This is a genomic window from Actinomycetota bacterium, from assembly GCA_040754375.1.
GTDB lineage: Bacteria > Actinomycetota > Acidimicrobiia > Acidimicrobiales > AC-14 > JBFMCT01.
This window is the reverse complement of the sequence record JBFMCT010000023.1, coordinates 1-16,698: the sequence shown is the minus strand read 5'-3', so window position 1 is coordinate 16,698 and position 16,698 is coordinate 1. Positions and strand designations below refer to the sequence as shown.

The 16,698-nt window shown below is 70.4% G+C and carries 14 protein-coding genes; 2 read left to right on the top strand and 12 right to left on the bottom strand.

The genetic code is table 11. From position 1 onward, the window contains the following. Genes AB1673_10830 through AB1673_10800 form a run of 7 tightly spaced genes read right to left on the bottom strand, consistent with a single transcriptional unit; the run spans nt 1 to nt 6,175 of the window. Nucleotides 1-942, bottom strand: a complete 942-nt coding sequence (locus tag AB1673_10830; protein ID MEW6154467.1) for a hypothetical protein — start codon at nt 940-942, stop codon at nt 1-3. Next, nucleotides 861-1,778, bottom strand: coding sequence for a nucleotidyltransferase family protein (locus AB1673_10825; protein MEW6154466.1), 918 nt, complete (start codon nt 1,776-1,778; stop codon nt 861-863). Before AB1673_10825 ends, AB1673_10830 begins: the two co-directional genes overlap by 82 nt. A 37-nt stretch (nt 1,779-1,815) precedes the next feature. Continuing rightward, a complete protein-coding gene (locus AB1673_10820) occupies nt 1,816-2,067 on the bottom strand; it encodes a lasso RiPP family leader peptide-containing protein (GenBank protein MEW6154465.1) in 252 nt (83 codons plus the stop codon). Then, nucleotides 1,956-3,722: an asparagine synthase-related protein gene (locus tag AB1673_10815; GenBank protein MEW6154464.1), complete on the bottom strand. Its 1,767-nt coding sequence runs from the start codon at nt 3,720-3,722 to the stop codon at nt 1,956-1,958. The genes AB1673_10820 and AB1673_10815 overlap by 112 nt, the downstream gene beginning before the upstream one ends. After that, the gene (locus AB1673_10810; GenBank protein ID MEW6154463.1) at nt 3,719-4,081 is read right to left on the bottom strand and encodes a lasso peptide biosynthesis B2 protein; all 363 of its coding nucleotides are present in this window, start codon (nt 4,079-4,081) and stop codon (nt 3,719-3,721) included. The genes AB1673_10815 and AB1673_10810 overlap by 4 nt, the downstream gene beginning before the upstream one ends. Next, nucleotides 4,074-4,361, bottom strand: a complete 288-nt coding sequence (locus AB1673_10805; GenBank protein MEW6154462.1) for a PqqD family protein — start codon at nt 4,359-4,361, stop codon at nt 4,074-4,076. The genes AB1673_10810 and AB1673_10805 overlap by 8 nt, the downstream gene beginning before the upstream one ends. Nucleotides 4,362-4,384: 23 nt before the next feature. Further along, nucleotides 4,385-6,175, bottom strand: a complete 1,791-nt coding sequence (locus AB1673_10800) for a nucleoside-diphosphate sugar epimerase/dehydratase (protein ID MEW6154461.1) — start codon at nt 6,173-6,175, stop codon at nt 4,385-4,387. A 213-nt stretch (nt 6,176-6,388) separates the two neighbouring features. Here AB1673_10800 and AB1673_10795 point away from each other — a divergent pair, with 213 nt between their 5' ends. After that, complete coding sequence (locus AB1673_10795) at nt 6,389-7,321, top strand: NAD-dependent epimerase/dehydratase family protein (GenBank protein MEW6154460.1); 933 nt, start codon at nt 6,389-6,391, stop codon at nt 7,319-7,321. Nucleotides 7,322-7,638: 317 nt separating this feature from the next. Here AB1673_10795 and AB1673_10790 read toward each other — a convergent pair whose 3' ends face one another. Next, nucleotides 7,639-9,393, bottom strand: a complete 1,755-nt coding sequence (locus tag AB1673_10790; protein MEW6154459.1) for a polysaccharide biosynthesis tyrosine autokinase — start codon at nt 9,391-9,393, stop codon at nt 7,639-7,641. Nucleotides 9,394-9,447: 54 nt separating this feature from the next. Between AB1673_10790 and AB1673_10785 the strand changes: the two genes are divergently transcribed. Beyond that, on the top strand, nt 9,448-10,584 hold the full coding sequence (locus AB1673_10785; GenBank protein MEW6154458.1) for a glycosyltransferase: 1,137 nt from the start codon (nt 9,448-9,450) through the stop codon (nt 10,582-10,584). A 90-nt stretch (nt 10,585-10,674) separates the two neighbouring features. Here the strand turns inward: AB1673_10785 and AB1673_10780 are convergent, their stop codons facing one another. From AB1673_10780 to AB1673_10765, 4 genes are all read right to left on the bottom strand, one after another. Further along, a complete protein-coding gene (locus AB1673_10780) occupies nt 10,675-11,805 on the bottom strand; it encodes a glycosyltransferase family 4 protein (GenBank protein MEW6154457.1) in 1,131 nt (376 codons plus the stop codon). Nucleotides 11,806-12,580: 775 nt separating this feature from the next. Beyond that, nucleotides 12,581-14,353, bottom strand: coding sequence for a deaminase (locus AB1673_10775; protein ID MEW6154456.1), 1,773 nt, complete (start codon nt 14,351-14,353; stop codon nt 12,581-12,583). A 260-nt stretch (nt 14,354-14,613) separates the two neighbouring features. Continuing rightward, complete coding sequence (locus tag AB1673_10770) at nt 14,614-15,858, bottom strand: MFS transporter (protein ID MEW6154455.1); 1,245 nt, start codon at nt 15,856-15,858, stop codon at nt 14,614-14,616. 52 nt (nt 15,859-15,910) lie between these two features. Next, nucleotides 15,911-16,465, bottom strand: a complete 555-nt coding sequence (locus AB1673_10765; GenBank protein MEW6154454.1) for a MerR family transcriptional regulator — start codon at nt 16,463-16,465, stop codon at nt 15,911-15,913. Between the last annotated feature and the right edge of the window lie 233 nt (nt 16,466-16,698).

The window sequence follows — 16,698 nt, the reverse complement described above, 5'->3', positions numbered from 1 at the left end:
TCAGGCGGCATCGACGCCGTGCCCGTCGGCGATCTCGTCAATGGCGCCCACCAGCCGATCGATCGCCGACCAGCTTCGGGGGGCGGTCACACGCCACATCGGGACCGTCGCCAGTTCGAGGAGACCCAGGGCGGATGGCATCACGTAGCGCTGCGCCAGGTGGGTGGCCAGCACGTCGAACCTCTCGGACGGCGGGATGGGCGCCGTCTTCACATGCGGGTGGCCCTCGTGCAGCTCGACCAGCAGCAGCCCGCTCAGCGGAGTGGCCACCGGGGCGGGACGAAGCCTGAGGCGGGCGCGGAGCTCCCCCCCGATGCCGACCCTCGCAGCGTCGGGGGCCAGCCGCTCCGCCGCGTCGAGGCGGAGCGAAAGCACGCGGGGCCCGGCCAGCACGAGGCCAGCATCGACGATCAGCAGGTCGTCGGCCAGAACAGTACGACCACGATGGTGCAGGGCGGCGAGGGTTGTGCTCTTACCGGCTTTGACGCCGCCCAGGACACCCCACGCCCCGGTCGTGCCCAGGAACGCCCCGCCGTGCAGGGCCGATCGTCCCAGCCAGCACGCCACCACCATGCCGACTCCAGCCAGGCACGGGTGCGCGAGCACGTAGTCGTCGGGGCACTGCGGAGCGACGACGGTGGCCGTCATGGTCCGCCGGTCGAACACCAGGTGCCGACCGGCCGGGGAGGCGAGGACGGCGTGGGAGGTCGTGACCGCCGTAGGAGGCTCAGCGCCTGAGCCCTGCCGGTGGTGAAGGGTCACCGTGGGCCAGCCCGGTGGCACCCGCTCGGTGTCGGGAACCAAAGCCGCCAGGCCGGGAGACACGACCGGTCCGGCGATCACCAGCCCGTACGCCGCCTTCACGGAGTGGCCGGCCCGTCCCTTCGGTGACGCCACCACCACGCTGCCGCCCCAGGGACCTCCACCGACAGGCGTGCCCACCACACCAGCCTGGCCAGGACGCGCCCGCCGGGCCACGGTGCGACCCGGCGCGCCCAGGCCCGCCGCCTGAGCTCCACGTCGGTGGGCATCAGAACAGGCCGCAGGAGGCGGCGGCGCTCCTCCCGGTCGCTGGCCGCCACGATCCGAGCCAGCTCGACGGACGCCGACGGAGCTGAGGCGGCACGGAGGCGGACGGCGGCGCTCAGTTGCCCTGGCAGGCCCAGGCGGGCAGCCATGGCATCACCGCCCGGCACCATACGGAGGCCGGCAGCCATCGTCTCGGCCGCGCCCAAGCGAGCAGCCACTTCGGCTGCCTCCTGCCACACGTCCTCGCCCATCCGGCTGACCGCCCGGATGAGATCGGCGATGGGCTTGGGTTCGGCATGCCCGTGCTGGGCGGCGTGGAGGGCGACGACGGCCACCAGCGCCGGCGGGTCGAGCATCGCCACCGCCTCTCCACCGCACGTCTGCGTCGTGGTCCGTCCCGAGAGCACCACCCAGCACTCCTCGGGGCTGCACGACGCGGTCACGAGGGACCGATGCAGGTCGACTACGACGCCGTCGGCGCGTCGGAAGGGCCTGGAGTGCTTCTCTTCGTTCGGCGGTCTAAACACGTCATCGAAACCCAAACGCTTGAGGCAACTGATCGACTTCGTCCAGTCATAAGGCGATACGAGGAGGTCGACATCGCCATAAGGACGGAACCCACCGGGGTACAGCAACCGCTGGGTGCTCACGCCCTTGAGAAGCACGCTGGGTATGCTTTCGGATCGTAAGGTGGCCGTTACCCTCCCCGCAGCGCGGTCCAGCAAGAGAACCCGGACCGCTAGCCTGATCGTTACTTCGCCTTCCTCGTCGGCTAGCTTGACTTGACTAAAGGCCGGCGCTTAAGACAACGAGGTCGACCCCAGGCGGACCATCCGCTGCTCCAAGGGTTAAGTCACTTAGGGTGCCCAACTCCCGGATGGCTGGCCTCTCGTACGGCGCCCGACACTTCGCCTTCGTCCCGTCCTTCACGTTGCCTCCGTGCTGTACGAAAGGCCCGGCCGCTGCGACCGTTGCCGCCCAAACTCGCTGAGGGATCGTAGCAGTAAGAGGAGGGCCCACGCCACGGATCGCTCGCATGAGCGGGATCGAGCAAGCCAGGACTTGTCCAAGATCGCGGCGGCCTCTGAGGGAAAGCCGGTCGGGCTCGACCTTGGCGGGCGCGGCTCTCCCCGCAGGAACGCCCCCTTGTCGGGCCGGTAGAGGTTCCGGTGGGGCACGTCGTCCCGCAGGCCGCGGCGCAACAGCGTCTTGGGACCGTCGGCCAGGACCTCCTGTGGGTGGCAGGCAGCAGCCAGTTCGAGCATGTCCCGGGTCACGAAGGGAAGCACCCGGCGCACACCGTAGGACGAGCTGATCTCCCAGTTCATCTCCAACCAGCTCACGCCACAGGGGAACCGCTCCATCAGGTTGCGGCGCGCTCGATGAGCCCCGGTGGGATAGCGGCGTTGGCCACGCCGCCACTGCTCGTACTCGGCCTGGAGCTCAGAGTTGACCGGTTCGGGCAGACGGTCCGGTAGGTCCGTCAGCCTCCATCCGAGCACGCCAGCGGCCCGGTCCCTGCACCAGCGGAGCAGCGAGGCCCGGCCATGCAGGTCGCGACCCGTCCTCGCCAGGGCCTGCCAGGGTGGCGCCGAGACGTTCCAGTCGTGCAGCACCGGCGCCCCGAACAGGTCGTCGCAGAATTCCCCACCTACATAGGTCAGCACCCCCGTCTCGTTTACCACGCGGTCGAGCACGCACAAGACGGGATGGAACTTGGGGAAGAACGACGGCGATGCGTCCCGCTGCAAGCCGTCGATGGCCCCCGGGTATGCCCCGAACTCGTAGCGCCGGGCGACGTTGAGGTGATCGAGCAGTGGGGTGATGTAGCTGTGCTCATGTTCCAGCTTGGGCCCGGGACGAGGGACCAGGCTGACCGCCACGTTGATCGGGCGCCCCGCCGGCCCGGCGGCGAGGGCCCCGATCGCCGATGAGTCCACTCCCCCGCTGGCGCTCAAGAGGTTGCGACCCCCGCGATCGAGCTCCAAGGCGAGATTGCCCACCAGTAGCTCCCGCAGCCGGGCGGCGTGGTCGGTGACGATCCGGGCGGAGCTGCTGACCGGCCGCTCGGGTCTCGGGTCCCAGTAGCGCTCCGGACGAACGGGAGCCGCCGGGGCCACCACGGCCCGGTGGCCGGAGGGCACGATCGTCGCCCCCGCCACGAACGTCCGGTTGTCGGGGGTGAAGCCCCTGCAACTCATCCACGTGGCATGCGAGAGAGGGTCGATCCTGATCTCACCGGGTAGGTGGGCGACCAGGTCCCGTTGCAGGGTGGCGATGGCTACCTCCGCGCCATCGGCCCACACGTACAGGGGCACACGCCCCGCGCACGACCGCACCACGACAGCCGACCCGTCGTCCCGGAAGTGGACGAGGCCGAAGTCGCCGGGCAGGGTGGCAAGCCGGCCGGGGCCGGCGGCCAAGACGTCGAGGAGGCCGGCGGTGTCGTCCTCGGGCCGGGCCCTGCTGATGAGGCGGTCGCGGCCTTCCACGAACACGAGCCCGGCCCGCCTCGCCGCCTCCACCGTGGGCGGTGACTCGGGCAGGGGTGCCTCGGCCACCACCCACTGGGGGTGGGGGCGCCACACCTCGGCGAACGACCGGGCGGCAATGAGGTCGGCCTCGACCTCGCCCCGTAGCCTTCGGTCGGGCGAGGAGAAGGCGAAGAGGTTGGCGAGGGGGGGAAGCGTCACCGAGGAGGCGTGTCCGTGCCGGGCAGCCGGGCCAGCTCTTCGAACGGGCCGACGGGCGGTGCGGAGGAAGTTCGCCGCGCCAGCCAGGCGTGGGCCTTGAAGCCGTCGGACGGGCGGCTGACGCCGATCACTACATCACACAAACGTCCGTGAGCCACCTCCCATGCCTGCAAGATGCGGGAACGTTCCAGGCAGGTGGCCCGGCCGAGACGCAGCATTACTCGGACGCCCCACTGCGCGTCGTCGTCGAGATCCGGCGGTGGTGGCGGCAACGCGCACAGCGCGCTGCTCGGGCGACGCAGGCCCCGCAGGGCGCCGGCCGCCCACCAGGCCGACCGCAGGCGAGGGCGGTCAACCATGCGGATCGGCATCAGGCTCGACACTTTCCACCAGACCCAGCGCGACCAGCTCGCCCAGAAATGCGACCACGTCAGTGCGCGCTGCCGACTCCTCAACCTCGTATGCCGTCACGAGGCGCTCGACCAGCTCGTCGCCAGTCGCCCCTGCGGCCAGGCCGCGCCACAGCGCGGCACCCGTGTCGTTGAAGCTGAGGTAGAGCTCCGTGCGCAGGTCGAGAACCACAACCTCGCCCTCGATGGCCCGCCATTCGCAATGATCGCTAACGCGCATGGTCTCCATGGGATCGCAGCCGAAGCTCGCGCTCACCCTAGGCGGGGAGCCCGGACGTCGCGGAAGCAGACGTCGCAGAGGACGGCGGTGAGGTGGCCGACGGTCGTCGTGGTGTCGATCTCGCGGACCAGCTCGGGGTGCAGGGGCGGGGCGGGGACGTGGGAGATGAGGGGGTGATGGCGGCACGAGCCGTCTTCGCCCTCCGCGAACAGAACCTCGTGGAGCTTCTCGCCGGGGCGCAGGCCGGTGAACTGGACGGGGATGGGGCGGGGGGAGCGGGCGGCCAGGACGTTGGCCACCTCGGCGATGCGCACGGGCTTGCCCATGTCGAGCACCATGACCTCGCCGTCGGAGCCGATGGCCCCGGCCTGGATGACGAGTTGCACAGCCTCCTCGACGGTCATGAAGTAGCGGGTGACGTCGGGGTGGGTGACGGTAATGGGCCCTCCTCGGTCGATCTGGGCCTGGAAGGTGGTGAGCACCGACCCCCGGCTGCCGAGCACGTTGCCGAACCGTACACTGAGGCACACAGTCGGGCTCTGGGCTGACATATGAGAAGTAAGCCGCTCGGTGATGCGCTTACTGAAACCAAGCACGCTCTCGGGGTCGGCGGCCTTGTCGGTCGAGATATTGACGAACCGGCCCACGCCGGCTTCCACGGCTGCCTCCAGCAGGTTGAGGGTGGCCCACACGTTGGTCTTCACGGCCTCGGCCGGGTGGCGCTCGAGCATGGCCAGGTGCTTGAGGGCGGCCGCGTGGAAGATCACATCGGGCTTGCGCCTGACGACCAGCCGCCTGACTTCGGCGTGGTCGCGCAGGTCGGCCAGCACGAGCTCGGGGGAATCGAGAAGGGCCCGGCCCGTCATCGACAGTTGAAGGGCGTGCAGGGCCGACTCGTCACGGTCGACCATGACCAGCTCGGCGGGGGCGAACTTGTCGATCTGGCGGCACAGTTCAGAACCGATCGAACCGCCGGCCCCGGTCACCAGCACCCGCTTGCCGGTCAGGTAGCCGGCGATGGCCGCGATGTCGGTGTGGACCTCGTGGCGGCCGAGCAAGTCGGCAGGGGTGATGTCGCGGATGTCGGCCGGCCCCGCCTCCTGGTCCACCAGCTCGTCGACCGAAGGCAGGACCTTCACGGCCAGGCCTGCAGCCAGGGCCAGCTCGCTGATCTCGGTCACCAGGTGCGAACCGGCGCTGGGAATGGCGATGAGCAGCACCGATGCGTCGAGGATCTTGGCCGCCTGGGCGATCTGGTGGCGGTCACCGACCACCGGCACCCGCATGATCCGCAGGTTCTTCTTGGCCGGGTCGTCGTCGAGAAGGGCCACGGGCAGGAAGCGGCCGTCGGGCTTGCACAGGAGCGACCGGATGATCTGCGAGCCCGCTTCGCCCGCCCCGAAGACGAGCAGGCGCTGGCATTCGTCGGCGCACGGCCGACGCCGGTGCTCGTGGACCGACCGGCGCAGGTAGCGGCCGGCGGCCATCAGCACCAAGGCAATGATGCCGGCCGCCGGCGGGACACTTCTCGGTAGAGGCTGAGGACCTATAGCGATGTTGGCGATATAGGCGACGCCTGAAGTGACGGCGACGACCTTGGCCAGGGCCAAGACTTCTTCGAAACCACCGAAACGCCACCGGCCGCGGTAGAGCCCGAACAACAATCCGGCCACGATCTGGGCTCCGAACAGCACCGGGAGCAGGCGCACCAGAGAGCGGAAGTCGACGAGGTTGAGCCTGAAGTCGAAGCGCAGGGTGGCTGCCACCACGAGGGCGAGGGCCCAGCACACGGCGTCGTGAGCCACCTGCGCCGTCTGGCGCATCCGCCGGTTGTGACCAGAACGCAACATGGACCCGCCCCCACCGATCGTCCACCGAGTGCCGGAGGCAGTGTAACAGCGAGTTGGAGGCTCCGGAATAGGCTGCCCGTGAATGGTCCGCGTGGTAGGAATCCCGGTACACCGCCGACCTGTGTGTTCGACCGTCCAATGTGGAAATCTGCACCGACGGTCGCTTGCCCGCTACGGTCGCGAGCCATGAGAGCCCTGGTCACCGGCGGAGCCGGCTTCATCGGATCGTCCCTTGCCACGTCCCTCGTCGAGGCCGGCCACGAGGTGAGGGTGCTCGACGACCTGTCGACGGGCTACCGGGAGAACATCCCCGAAGGGGCCGAGTTGGTCGAGGGGGACGTGGCCGACGCCGAGGTGGTGGGCAAGGCCATGGAGGGCGTGGACCACGTGTTCCACCTGGCTGCCCACCGGGCCGTGCTGCGGTCGGTCAACGACCCGGTGTCGACCGACCGGGCCAACACCCACGGCACCCTGCTGGTGCTCAAGGCGGCCCTCGACGCCGGTGCCCGGCGGGTGGTCTACTCGTCCTCCAGCAGCGTCTACGGGGGCGCCACCGTGCTGCCCACGCCCGAGTCGACACCCCTGGCCCCCCGCTCGCCCTACGCCGTGACCAAGCTGGCGGGCGAGCACTACTGCCGGGTGTTCGCCGAGCTCTACGGGCTGGAGACGGCCTCGCTGCGCTACTTCAACGTCTACGGCCCCCGCCAGCGGCCCGACTCGGCTTACGCGGCCGTGGTCCCCCTGTTCATCGAGGCGGTGCGCACCGGGGAGGCGCCCATCGTGCACGGCGACGGGCTCCAGTCACGGTCGTTCACCTACATCGACGACGTGGTGGCCGCCAACCTGGCTGCCTCGGCCGCGCCGGCGGCCGCCTGCTCGGGCCAGGCCTACAACATCGCCGGGGCGGCCACCCACAGCGTGCTCGACATCCTCCACACCGTGGCCCGGGTGCTGGGGGCCGACGTCACCCCCGTGCACACCGAGCCCCGGGCGGGCGACGTGCGCCACACCTGGGGCGACCCCACGGCCGCGGCCCAGGCCCTGGGCTACCGGGCCACCATCGAGATGGACGACGGCATGGCCCGCACGGTGGCCTGGTTCGCATCCCGGGCCGGCTGACACCGCCGACACCGCTGGGCTGACCATGGTCGTTGACCATGGTTAACCTTGAGCCAAGCTCGCAGGCTGACACCCTCGATCGCCGTGGAAGCGGTGTCCCTTGCCGGGTTCCACGGGACCCCGCCGACCGCATGATCTATGCCACAGCGGCGTTTGGGGGCCATGCCCTCGTCACCAAGGACAGGCATCCTGCGGGAGTACGCCAGCCAGCAGCGTGTCATCGCGGCGATCTGGTTAGCCCGCCTACTCGTCCCTGACCGCTGGCGCCCGTGGCGCTGGCACACGTCGGAGAGGCCCCCCAGGACCGAGGTTGGGGCTCAGCGGCGGCGGGGGGCCTTGGCTTTGGCCGGGCGGCGGGCGGCCCCGTTGGCCGGCGGCTGGCGGGCACCGTTGGCCGAGCTGTTGCGGGCCGGCGCCGCGCCGTTGCGGCCGGCTCCGTCGCCGGCCAGGTAATCGTCGTCGGTGGCGTAGTAGTAGCGGTAGTAACCGTCGCGCTTGGTGTTGTCGGCCTTGTTGAGCACCACCCCGGCGAAGGGGGCATCGACCTGTTCGAGCAGCTCGACGGCGTTACGCACGTGCTTCTTGGTGCTCTTGCCGGCCGCCACCACCAGGAGCGTGCGGTCGCAGTGGGGGGCGATCACGGCCGCGTCGGTCACGGGCAGCAGCGGTGGGGTGTCGATGAGCAGCACCGTGCCGTCGGCCTTGAGCAGGCGCAACACGTCCGCGAACCGGCTGGACGCCAGCAGCTCGGACGGGTTGGGGGGGATGGGCCCCGACGCCAGCAGGTAGAGCCGGCTCACGTCGGGCACCTTCTGGAGGGCCACCGACAGCGGGGCCTCACCGATCATCACCGACGTGAACCCGATCTCGTTGGACAGCCCGAAGAAGGTGTGGACCCGGGGGCGGCGCAGGTCGCAGTCCAAGATCACCACCCGCCGGCCGGACTCGGCCAGGACCACGGCCAGGTTGGCCAGGGTCGTGGTCTTGCCTTCGCCGGGCGAGGGGCTGGTGATCGACAGCACGGCCAGCTTCTCCTCGAGCCCGGCGAAGTGCACAGAGGTCCGCAGGGCGCGGTACGCCTCGGCCGTGGGTGATTTGGGGTCGGTTATCGACACCAGCTCGGAACGGGACGCGTCCTTCCACGCCTGGGCCGTGGGGATGACCCCCAGGACGGCTTTCTGGTGGCCCACGGCCCGCTGGAGGTCTTCGCGGGACTGGACCGAGTCGTCGAAGTACTCGAACAGAAAGGCCAGGCAGAGACCCAGGACCAGGCCCATGCCGAAGGCCTTGACCCCGTCCTCCACGGGCTTGGGGCGGATGGGCTCGGTGGGCTCGGTGGGCGAGGCCAGCACCTGGACGCCCTCGCCCGCCCTCTGGCTGCGGGCCAGCAGCTCTTGGAGGTTGCCCTCCAGCAGGAGCTGCTGGCGCTGGAAGGTGTCCCGCCGGGGGCGCAGCTCGGCCTCCACGGCGGCCGTCTCGCGGGCCAGGGCGAGCTGGCGGGCCCCGGCCTCGGCGGCCGTCTCGCCGAACACGGGCGCGTAGCGGGCCTGCACGTCGGCCAGGCGCTCGTCGAGCTGGTCCGACAGCTCCCGCACCTGGCGGTCGAGGTCGGCGATGCGGGCGTCGGTCTCCTCGGCGGCCCGCAGCAGGCGGTCGACCTCTTGCTCCTGGCGGTACTCGGTGTAGGCCTTGACGTAGGCATTGACCGTCTCGACAGCCCGGGAGGGCACGGCATCCTCGGCAGACACCCGCACGATCTTGGTGCCGATGATGCTGACCGACACCGAACCGACCCCGGGCACCTCCTCGTTGGCCCGCGCCCTGACGGCCTCGCTCTGGACCAGCCTCGACTCGGTATCGAGGTCGGGCTGCACGTCGGCCCCGGCGGACGAGACCGAGTTGATCAGGACCTCGGCCGAGGCGCGGTAGATCTTCTGCTCGCGCACAGACAGGAAGAGCCCCGTGACGAAGACGACGACGATGGCCCCGATGACGGTCAGCTTCCGTCGCCGGATGATCTCGAAGTAGTCGCGGAACTCCAACTGGAACAGACGGGAAGTCTCGTCTGCCACGCCGCGAGACTAGACGACCGCGTCGCCGGCCTTGCACCAGTACCGTCGACCGCCATGGCCCCCGCCACCCAGACCCGGCCAAGCGGGAAGACCCCGCCTGCGGGTGGGCTCACCGGCGCCCCTCTGCGGCACCTGCTCCGGCCCCCAGACCAGGCCGTTGGCCGGATCTTCTACCACAACCTGTGGTTCCGGGGACATTCCAACCCCCGCTACAGCGCCCTCCTGCCCCGGTTCGAGCGCCTCGACCCCTACGTGGTGACCTGCTCGGACAACCGCTGGGCGCGGGCCGTGCAGTACCGCGCCCACCGGGCCAGCCGCGAGGCCCGCCACCGGGCCGTGTTCGCCCTGGCCGCCCGCCACTACGTGTTCACCTTCAGCACCGACCACGAACAGGTGCGCCACGTGCGCGGCCCGGTGGTGGTCGATGTCGACGACCCCCTGTTCACCGAGGCCGAGGCCGAGTCGCTGCGCCGCCCCAACGTGCGGGCCTTCGTGGTCACCGCCGAATGGGCGGCCGAGCGCTACCGCCAGATGGGGGTGAGGGCGCCCCACCACGTCGTGCCCCAGGGGGTGGCGGCCGCCTCGGTCACCGCTGATGCCCGGGCCCGGGTGGCCGCCCTCAAGCGGCCCGGCGAGGTGGTGGTCGGCTACCAGTCGGCCTGGCTGCTGGCCGCCGGCGACCACGACGGCGCCAACCCCCTCTACAACGTCGACCACCTCCTCGACCTGTGGGACCGGGTGCGCGAACGGGCCCCCCAGGCCCGGCTGTGGCTGGTGGGCCAGGCCAGCGAGCGGGTGCGCCGCCGCGGCGCGGGACGCGACGACGTCGTGCTCTTCGGACGCCTCCCCCAGGGCGAGGCCCTGGCCCACGTGGCCAACTTCGACATCGGGCTCTACCCCCGCACGGCCGACCACGGCGTCCCCCAGGCCGTCAAGGTGACCGAGATGGTCGGCTTGGGCGTGCCCGTAGTCGCCTACGACTACCAGGTCACCTCCCTGGTGCGGGAGTCGGGGGCGGGCGTGCTGGTGGGCGGGCCCGATGAGTTCGTCGGCGCCCTGGCCCACCTGGTGGGCGACGCCGGGGCCCGGGCGGACTACGCGGCGGCCGCCGCCGCCTTCGCGCCCTCGCTGGAGTGGGACACGCTGGCGGCCCGCTACCAGCGCGACGTGCTCGACGCCTACCTGGCCTGAGCCCTGGCCTGAGGTGGGGCCTGAGCCCTGGCCGCCGGCCCGCCGCCCGCCGCCCAACCGGTGTACGAAACGCGTCGTTGCTGGCGCGTTTCACACACCGGTTCGGGACGGGCCCACCTCTCGGTAGACCTCGGCGGTGGCGTCGACCATGGCCTCGAGGCTGAAGCGGGTGGCGGCCCGGGCCGTTGCCGCTTCCCCCATGGCGGCCCGCCGGGGGCCGTCGGCCACCAGCGAGGCCAGGGCCCGGGCCAGGGCCGGGGGTTCGTTCGGGGGCACGATCAGGCCGCACTCGCCGTCGACCACCAGGTCGGCGATGGCCCCGAAAGGGGTGCCCACCACCGGGCGGGCGGCGGCCATGGCCTCCAGGGCGGCCAGGCCGAAGCCCTCCCCGAACTCGGGGGCGGTGGGGAAGGCGATCACGTCGCAGGCCAGCATGAACGTGCGGACGTCGTCGACGAAGCCCAGGAAGCGGGCACCGTCGCCCAAGCGATCCCGGGCCTGGGCCACCAGGGCGGCCTCCAGGGGGCCGGTCCCGGCCACCATGAGCCGGGCGTGGGGGTGCTCGGCCCGTACCAGGGCCATGGCGTCGACGAGCACGTCGTGGCCCTTGTGGGCGATCAGGCGGGAGGCGACCCCCACCACCACCTCGTCGGGCCCGACCCCGTAGGAGCGGCGGGCGGCCTCCACCTCCCCCTCCTGGGGGGCCCATCGGGCCTGGTCGATGCCGTAGGGGATGACGGTGAGCCGGCCAGGGAGGGCCAGGCCGAGCTCGTCGAGGAAGCTGGCCACGGCCGTCGATATGGCGATGCGATGGGCCGCGTTGCGGGCCACGGCCCGGCCCACGGCCCGCAGCGGGGGGCGGCGCAGGAACGCCGGGCAGCCGTGCACCGACGACACCAGCGGCACCCCGGTGACCCGGGCCACAGCCGTGCCGTAGACGTCGCCATGGACCAGGTGGCTATGCAGCAGGTCGGGCCGGTGCCGGCGCACCTGCGCGACCAGGCGGGCGGCCGCCACCGGGTTGGCGTCGGGGCCGGCGGCCACCGAGGTGACCTCCGCCCCTGCGGCCCGCAACTGGCGCACGTAGGACGGCCCGTCGTCGTTCACCATGACCCAGGCAGCCACGTCGAACCCCCGCCGGGCCAGAGCGGGCAGCAGCGTGAGCAGATGGCGCTCGGCCCCGTTGACCCCACTGGCCTTCTGCACATGGAGGACTCGCACGCCGTCGGGGATCCTATTTCCCGCCCGCCCCCGGGCCCGGGCCCACAGCCGCCCGGCCCGGCCTGGCCGGGCCCGGCCCGGCGCCAGGGCCCACCCGCCAGGCCTTCCCCGGCCAAAGCGGCTTGGTCGGGTGAAAGCAGAGCGGATCCGAGGAGGCCCGACACCGGGGCAGGGCCGGTAGGCAGCCCGACGCGGGCCCCGGCCCCTTGCAGCTACCCCCAACTTGACCGCCCGGCGTGGCTCGGCCATTATCGAACACGTGTTCGCCAGGTCCTTCGGGACGCACCCGCCGTCTCGGCTCGATCATCTCGGTCGCTCAGAAGAGGCCGTCAAGATTGGTTGACCGGCCATGCCAACGCGCATCGATCTCGGTGTCCAGGGGGGGTGGGGGTGGAAAGGCTCTGGATTACTAGTGGACTGAGGCACGTGCAAATGTGGATACCCGCTGGGCTAGCTCGGATTAGGGCGAAACCACTCCAAACCGTTGATCTCGGCGCTCTACCCAGACTAGGAATGGGGTTGACAGGATGGCAGTTACGACGCAAGGGGCAACCGAGATGAGCGATACCAACAGTGCAGATTCTCGTAATGCCGAATCGTCGGATACTAATGAAGAGCCAAGTGGACCGACTCCGAAGGCCACCCCGGAGCGCCGCAGGTTCGCAGTCCCGCGCGAGTTTACGAACTACGATCGGAATGCGCTTACCTGGCGGACTGGGACGGCCCTGGAGATTTTCGAGCGTTCTGCGAAGGTACGTCCCGAAACCGAGCCAGATTAGAGCTCACCCGGACCTCGCTTGTCCCGGATCATTGTGACGTACTGCTCTTCGACTGCGGCAACTTGGTTCCGGAACTCGTCGATCATCAGTCCCTCATGATCCTCGACAGCCCTCTGCTGGTCCCCAGCAAGGTCGGCCCTACCCATTCGCAAGGTATGGCGGACACTGCCGGTTGCCACGGTCCACTCACTGATCTCTCCGGTCAGGACCTTCTCGACCGTCGGCTGTACGTCATCGAGCTTCTTGGCCGCCCACGAGAATAGGTCGGCGTGCCTGAGCGGAGATACGCCCATAAACGGGGCAAATACCACTCGGCCTTCCATCGCCGTCTCCTGATGTGCCAAGGCGATCGAGTCTGGGAACATCTCGGGGACTCTGCTCTTGGGATAGGGCTCTATGTAGACCACCTCACGAATGCCAGCTGCAACGATGAGCGAGGCGCAGATATGGCATGGGAACGTAGTGCAGTAGAGCGTCGCGTTCCGGATGGAGACGCCACGGAGGGCCGCGTGGCAGATCGCAGCCATCTCTGCGTGCGCAGCGCGACCATACTCGACAATGTCGAAGAGCAGTGCCCCTCGGATGGACCTAGTCGACAGCGCAGAATCCACTGCCAGGTCGAGATCCACCTTCAGGATTAGGTCGCGAACACTCTCGTCCACTGCGCTGTCGCCACTGGAAGTGGTGCCCTCCTCGTGCTCAGCGCTGGCCGTGCCGCTTGCGGGCGAGGCGCCTCGTATGGCTTCAATCAGCCACGAAGGGTCCGCGAGCAAGCGGCAGACGATGTCGGTGAAGATCTCGCGACGGGTGCGGTCACTGGTGTCATGTCCTAGCTCGATGTCCCGCTTTGGGGGTTTGGGACCGTCGACCCAGTACTGCCCGCCGCCTGCCTTCGGGACCTCATTGGTGCCTGTGACCAACAGATTGCCGTCGTCATCGCAGATCGCCGCTCCCACCTGGCGCGACAGAGACGAGGAACGGAGCCTCGCGCTGTAGGCATGAGCCATGCCCATCTCGGACTTCGTCGGCGTGTGCTTGGGGCTGCTGAGCACCAACGAGAGCAGCCGCTCGATGTCGCCTTCGATTTGGCTGGCAGGGGCATCTGCGTCCACGAAGAAGTCCCCCAGGTCGAAGGTCTTGTCGATGCTCAAGATCTTGTGTTCAGCCACGTCGATCACCCGGCTCAACAGCTCTGATTCGTCGTAGCCCCGGCCCCGATCACGGGCCATCAACGCCTCGACCAGTTCGTCTACGTCACGGTTCATCTCGACGGCCGCGGCCGTGAGGGAGTCGCGGAGACGGCTACGTCGCGTAGCGGTGTGCGAGTAGGCCGAGATTACGAAGAGCCGTGGCCCATACACGTCGCGAAGCGAACGCACCTCGGCTGGGTGCATCAACGAGCTGAGGATGAAAGCAACCCCTCGGTCCCCTCTCTCCTCGGCGACCGCCCTTAGGTGCTGGCGCTTCGCCTTGATCTCCTCCAAGGCAAGCACTCCCACTGCCTCGGGCCTGCCCGTACAGGAACGCAGCAGGTCTCCGGCCGTCATCAAGGCGTCGTAGCGCCGATATTGGTTGGTGGACCGGTCGACCAGACCCTGGACCAGCCGTTGCTTCGCGATCTCCTCGCTCAGCTTGATCCTCTTCGGGACGAACTGGGCTTCGAGTAGCTTGCGCGAGAGGCCGTTCTCTATCGGGGCGAGGTCAGTACCGATGGCCCGTACTATGCCGAAGTACAGGTCGGGCTGCGGTTCGGGGCGGGGATCAGGCACTTGAGGGCACAGGTCCTTCCGTACAAGGGTTCAAAGGCCGGATCTGTACGCGCAACCTTACCCGACACCCGCTCCGGCGGGCTCCCTCCCAGCGGTGCGAGGCCATCGTTAGCTTTGGAAGCAGATGGGGCTCGTCGGCTCGTCGGCCCGAGGACATACCACTCGTGTTAGAGACCGCAAGCACGCCCGCACAACACCGAACCTGCTGGTCACATCTCCCCCGGCCCGGCTCCGGCTCCGCCTGGGCCGCGCCGTGGGCCTCAGGCGCCGGCCGGCCCCGGGGCGAGCCCGCCCGGGACGTCGGGGGGCCGCATACGGGTCGCGGGCACGAGGGCGAAGCCCAGGCCCCCGGCGCACAGCAGCAGGCCTCCGCCCAGCAGGTAGACGCCCCGCACCCCCAGGCCCTCGACCAGCACCGCACCGAGGCCGACGCTGGCCAGCCGTCCCACCTGCCACACCACGTCGAAGAAGGCGAAGGCCCGGCCCCGGGCCTCGTCGGGCACGGCCTGCTGCAGGAGCGTGTTGAACGTGACCCCCCCGGTGTTGGTCATCAGCCCGTAGACGGCCAGTGCCCCCAGGGCCAGACCGAAGCTGGCCGACAGGGCCAGCACGACGTCGACCGCACCCCGCACGACGAACGGCCCGAACAGCAGCACAGGGCGGCGCACGTCGGTGAACAGGCGCTGGAGAACGAGCGGGCCGACGCCCTGGCCCACGGCGATGGCCGTCAGGAGCATCCCGTAGCGCTCGGGGCCGGCCCCCAGGTGGCGCTCGGCCAACACGACCAGCAGGGCGCTGGTGGCGCCGGCCGAGAGCGCGGCCAGGGCCTGCACCTCGGCCAGGGAGCGCAGCAGGGGGCTGGAGCGGATCAGCGCCAGGCCCTCGGCCACGTCCTGGCGGTAGCTGCGGGCCGCCACCCGCTGCGGCGGCCGTGGGGCCCGGAGACGGGCGAGCAGGGCGGCCGACAGGAAGAACGTGACGGCGTTGAACGCGAAGGCCGGCCCTGGGCCGGCGATGGCGACCATCGCCCCGGCTACGGGAGCCAGGACGATCTGGGACAGGACGGCCGAGGAGGTCAGCACGGCGTTGGCCCCGACCAGGTCCTCCTCCCGCTCGACCAGGGCGGGGACAAGGCTGACGGCCGCCGGGCTGAAGAACGTCGAGAGGGCGGCCAGCCCGAAGGCGATGACGTAGACGGCCCACAGCCGGTCGTGGACCGCCACCAGGGCCAGGGCGAGCAGGCCCCGGCCGACGTCGGACGCCACCATGACCCGCGCCCGGGGCAGTCGGTCCACCACCGCCCCGGCGACGAAGCCGAACAGGATGAGGGGCACGATCTGGACGATCGTGACCACGCCCACATCGAGGCCCGAGCCCGTGAGGCGGAACACGAGCACCACCAGGGCCACCGACCGGAAGATGTCGCCCCAGCGGCTCAGGGTGCGGGCCAGCAGCAGGCGCCGGAACGGGCGCGAGGCGAGAGCCCGGCGTAGCGGCGAGCTCAACTACTGCGGGACCGGCGACAGGCGGGTGCTGCTCAGCCGGCGGCTGGCAGTGTCATCGCCGCGCCCCCTGGAGACCGGCCAGGCGGCGCTCGACCGCCTGCTTGCGGGCCTGGAGCTCGGCCACCTCCTGCTCGACGGTCGGCGGCTCGGCCGGCCGGCAGCAGCCGCACCCGGGGTCGCCCTGGGCCTCAGTGGTGGCCGTCAAAGTGTCGGTCATGTCTTGTCGGTCCTCTCTGCGGTGGCCGTTGGTCAGGGGAGCCGCCGGGTCGTGGCCCAGCAGCCGGCACAGCGCGGCGCGGATCTCGTCCAGGCGGGCACGCTGCTCGTCAATGGCCGCGATACGCCGCAACACGACCTCCCGGGTGTGCCCGCATGGGCAGTTGCCGTCCTCGAGCACGGCCAAGAGCTCGCGGATGTCCCCGAGGCTGAGCTCGAACCACTGGGCACCCTTGATGAACCGGACGCGCTCGAGGGCCGAGTCGTCGTAGTAGCGGTGGCCCGCAGCCGTCCGGCCCGTCTCGGGGAGCAGGCCGAGGCGGCCGTAGTACCGGACCGTGTCGGGGCTGATCCCGGCCTGGTCGGCGAGCTGGGACACGCTCAGGGCCACCGGCCCACGGTAAGGGTTGGAGCCAGCTCCAAGTCAAGGCCATGCTCGGCGCTGGCGCGCCGGGTTTACTCGGGGGCTGCGCCCCCGGCGCACGGCTGGGCCGTGCTCCCCCATCACGCCCGGCTCGCTGGCGCTCGCACGGTCGGGCGGCGCTGGCGCGCCTCGTTCTCTCGGGGGCTGCGCCCCCGGCGCACGGCTGGGCCGTGCTCCCCCATCACGCCCGGCTCGCTGGC

Excerpts from the sequence above, each read along its gene's own strand:
- AB1673_10820 (MEW6154465.1), bottom strand. The coding sequence starts at position 2,067 with ATGCGAGCGATCCGTGGCGTGGGCCCTCCTCTTACTGCTACGATCCCT.
- AB1673_10810 (MEW6154463.1), bottom strand. The coding sequence starts at position 4,081 with ATGGTTGACCGCCCTCGCCTGCGGTCGGCCTGGTGGGCGGCCGGCGCC.
- AB1673_10805 (MEW6154462.1), bottom strand. The coding sequence starts at position 4,361 with ATGGAGACCATGCGCGTTAGCGATCATTGCGAATGGCGGGCCATCGAG.
- AB1673_10800 (MEW6154461.1), bottom strand. The coding sequence starts at position 6,175 with ATGCGCCAGACGGCGCAGGTGGCTCACGACGCCGTGTGCTGGGCCCTC.
- AB1673_10795 (MEW6154460.1), top strand. The coding sequence starts at position 6,389 with ATGAGAGCCCTGGTCACCGGCGGAGCCGGCTTCATCGGATCGTCCCTT.
- AB1673_10785 (MEW6154458.1), top strand. The coding sequence starts at position 9,448 with ATGGCCCCCGCCACCCAGACCCGGCCAAGCGGGAAGACCCCGCCTGCG.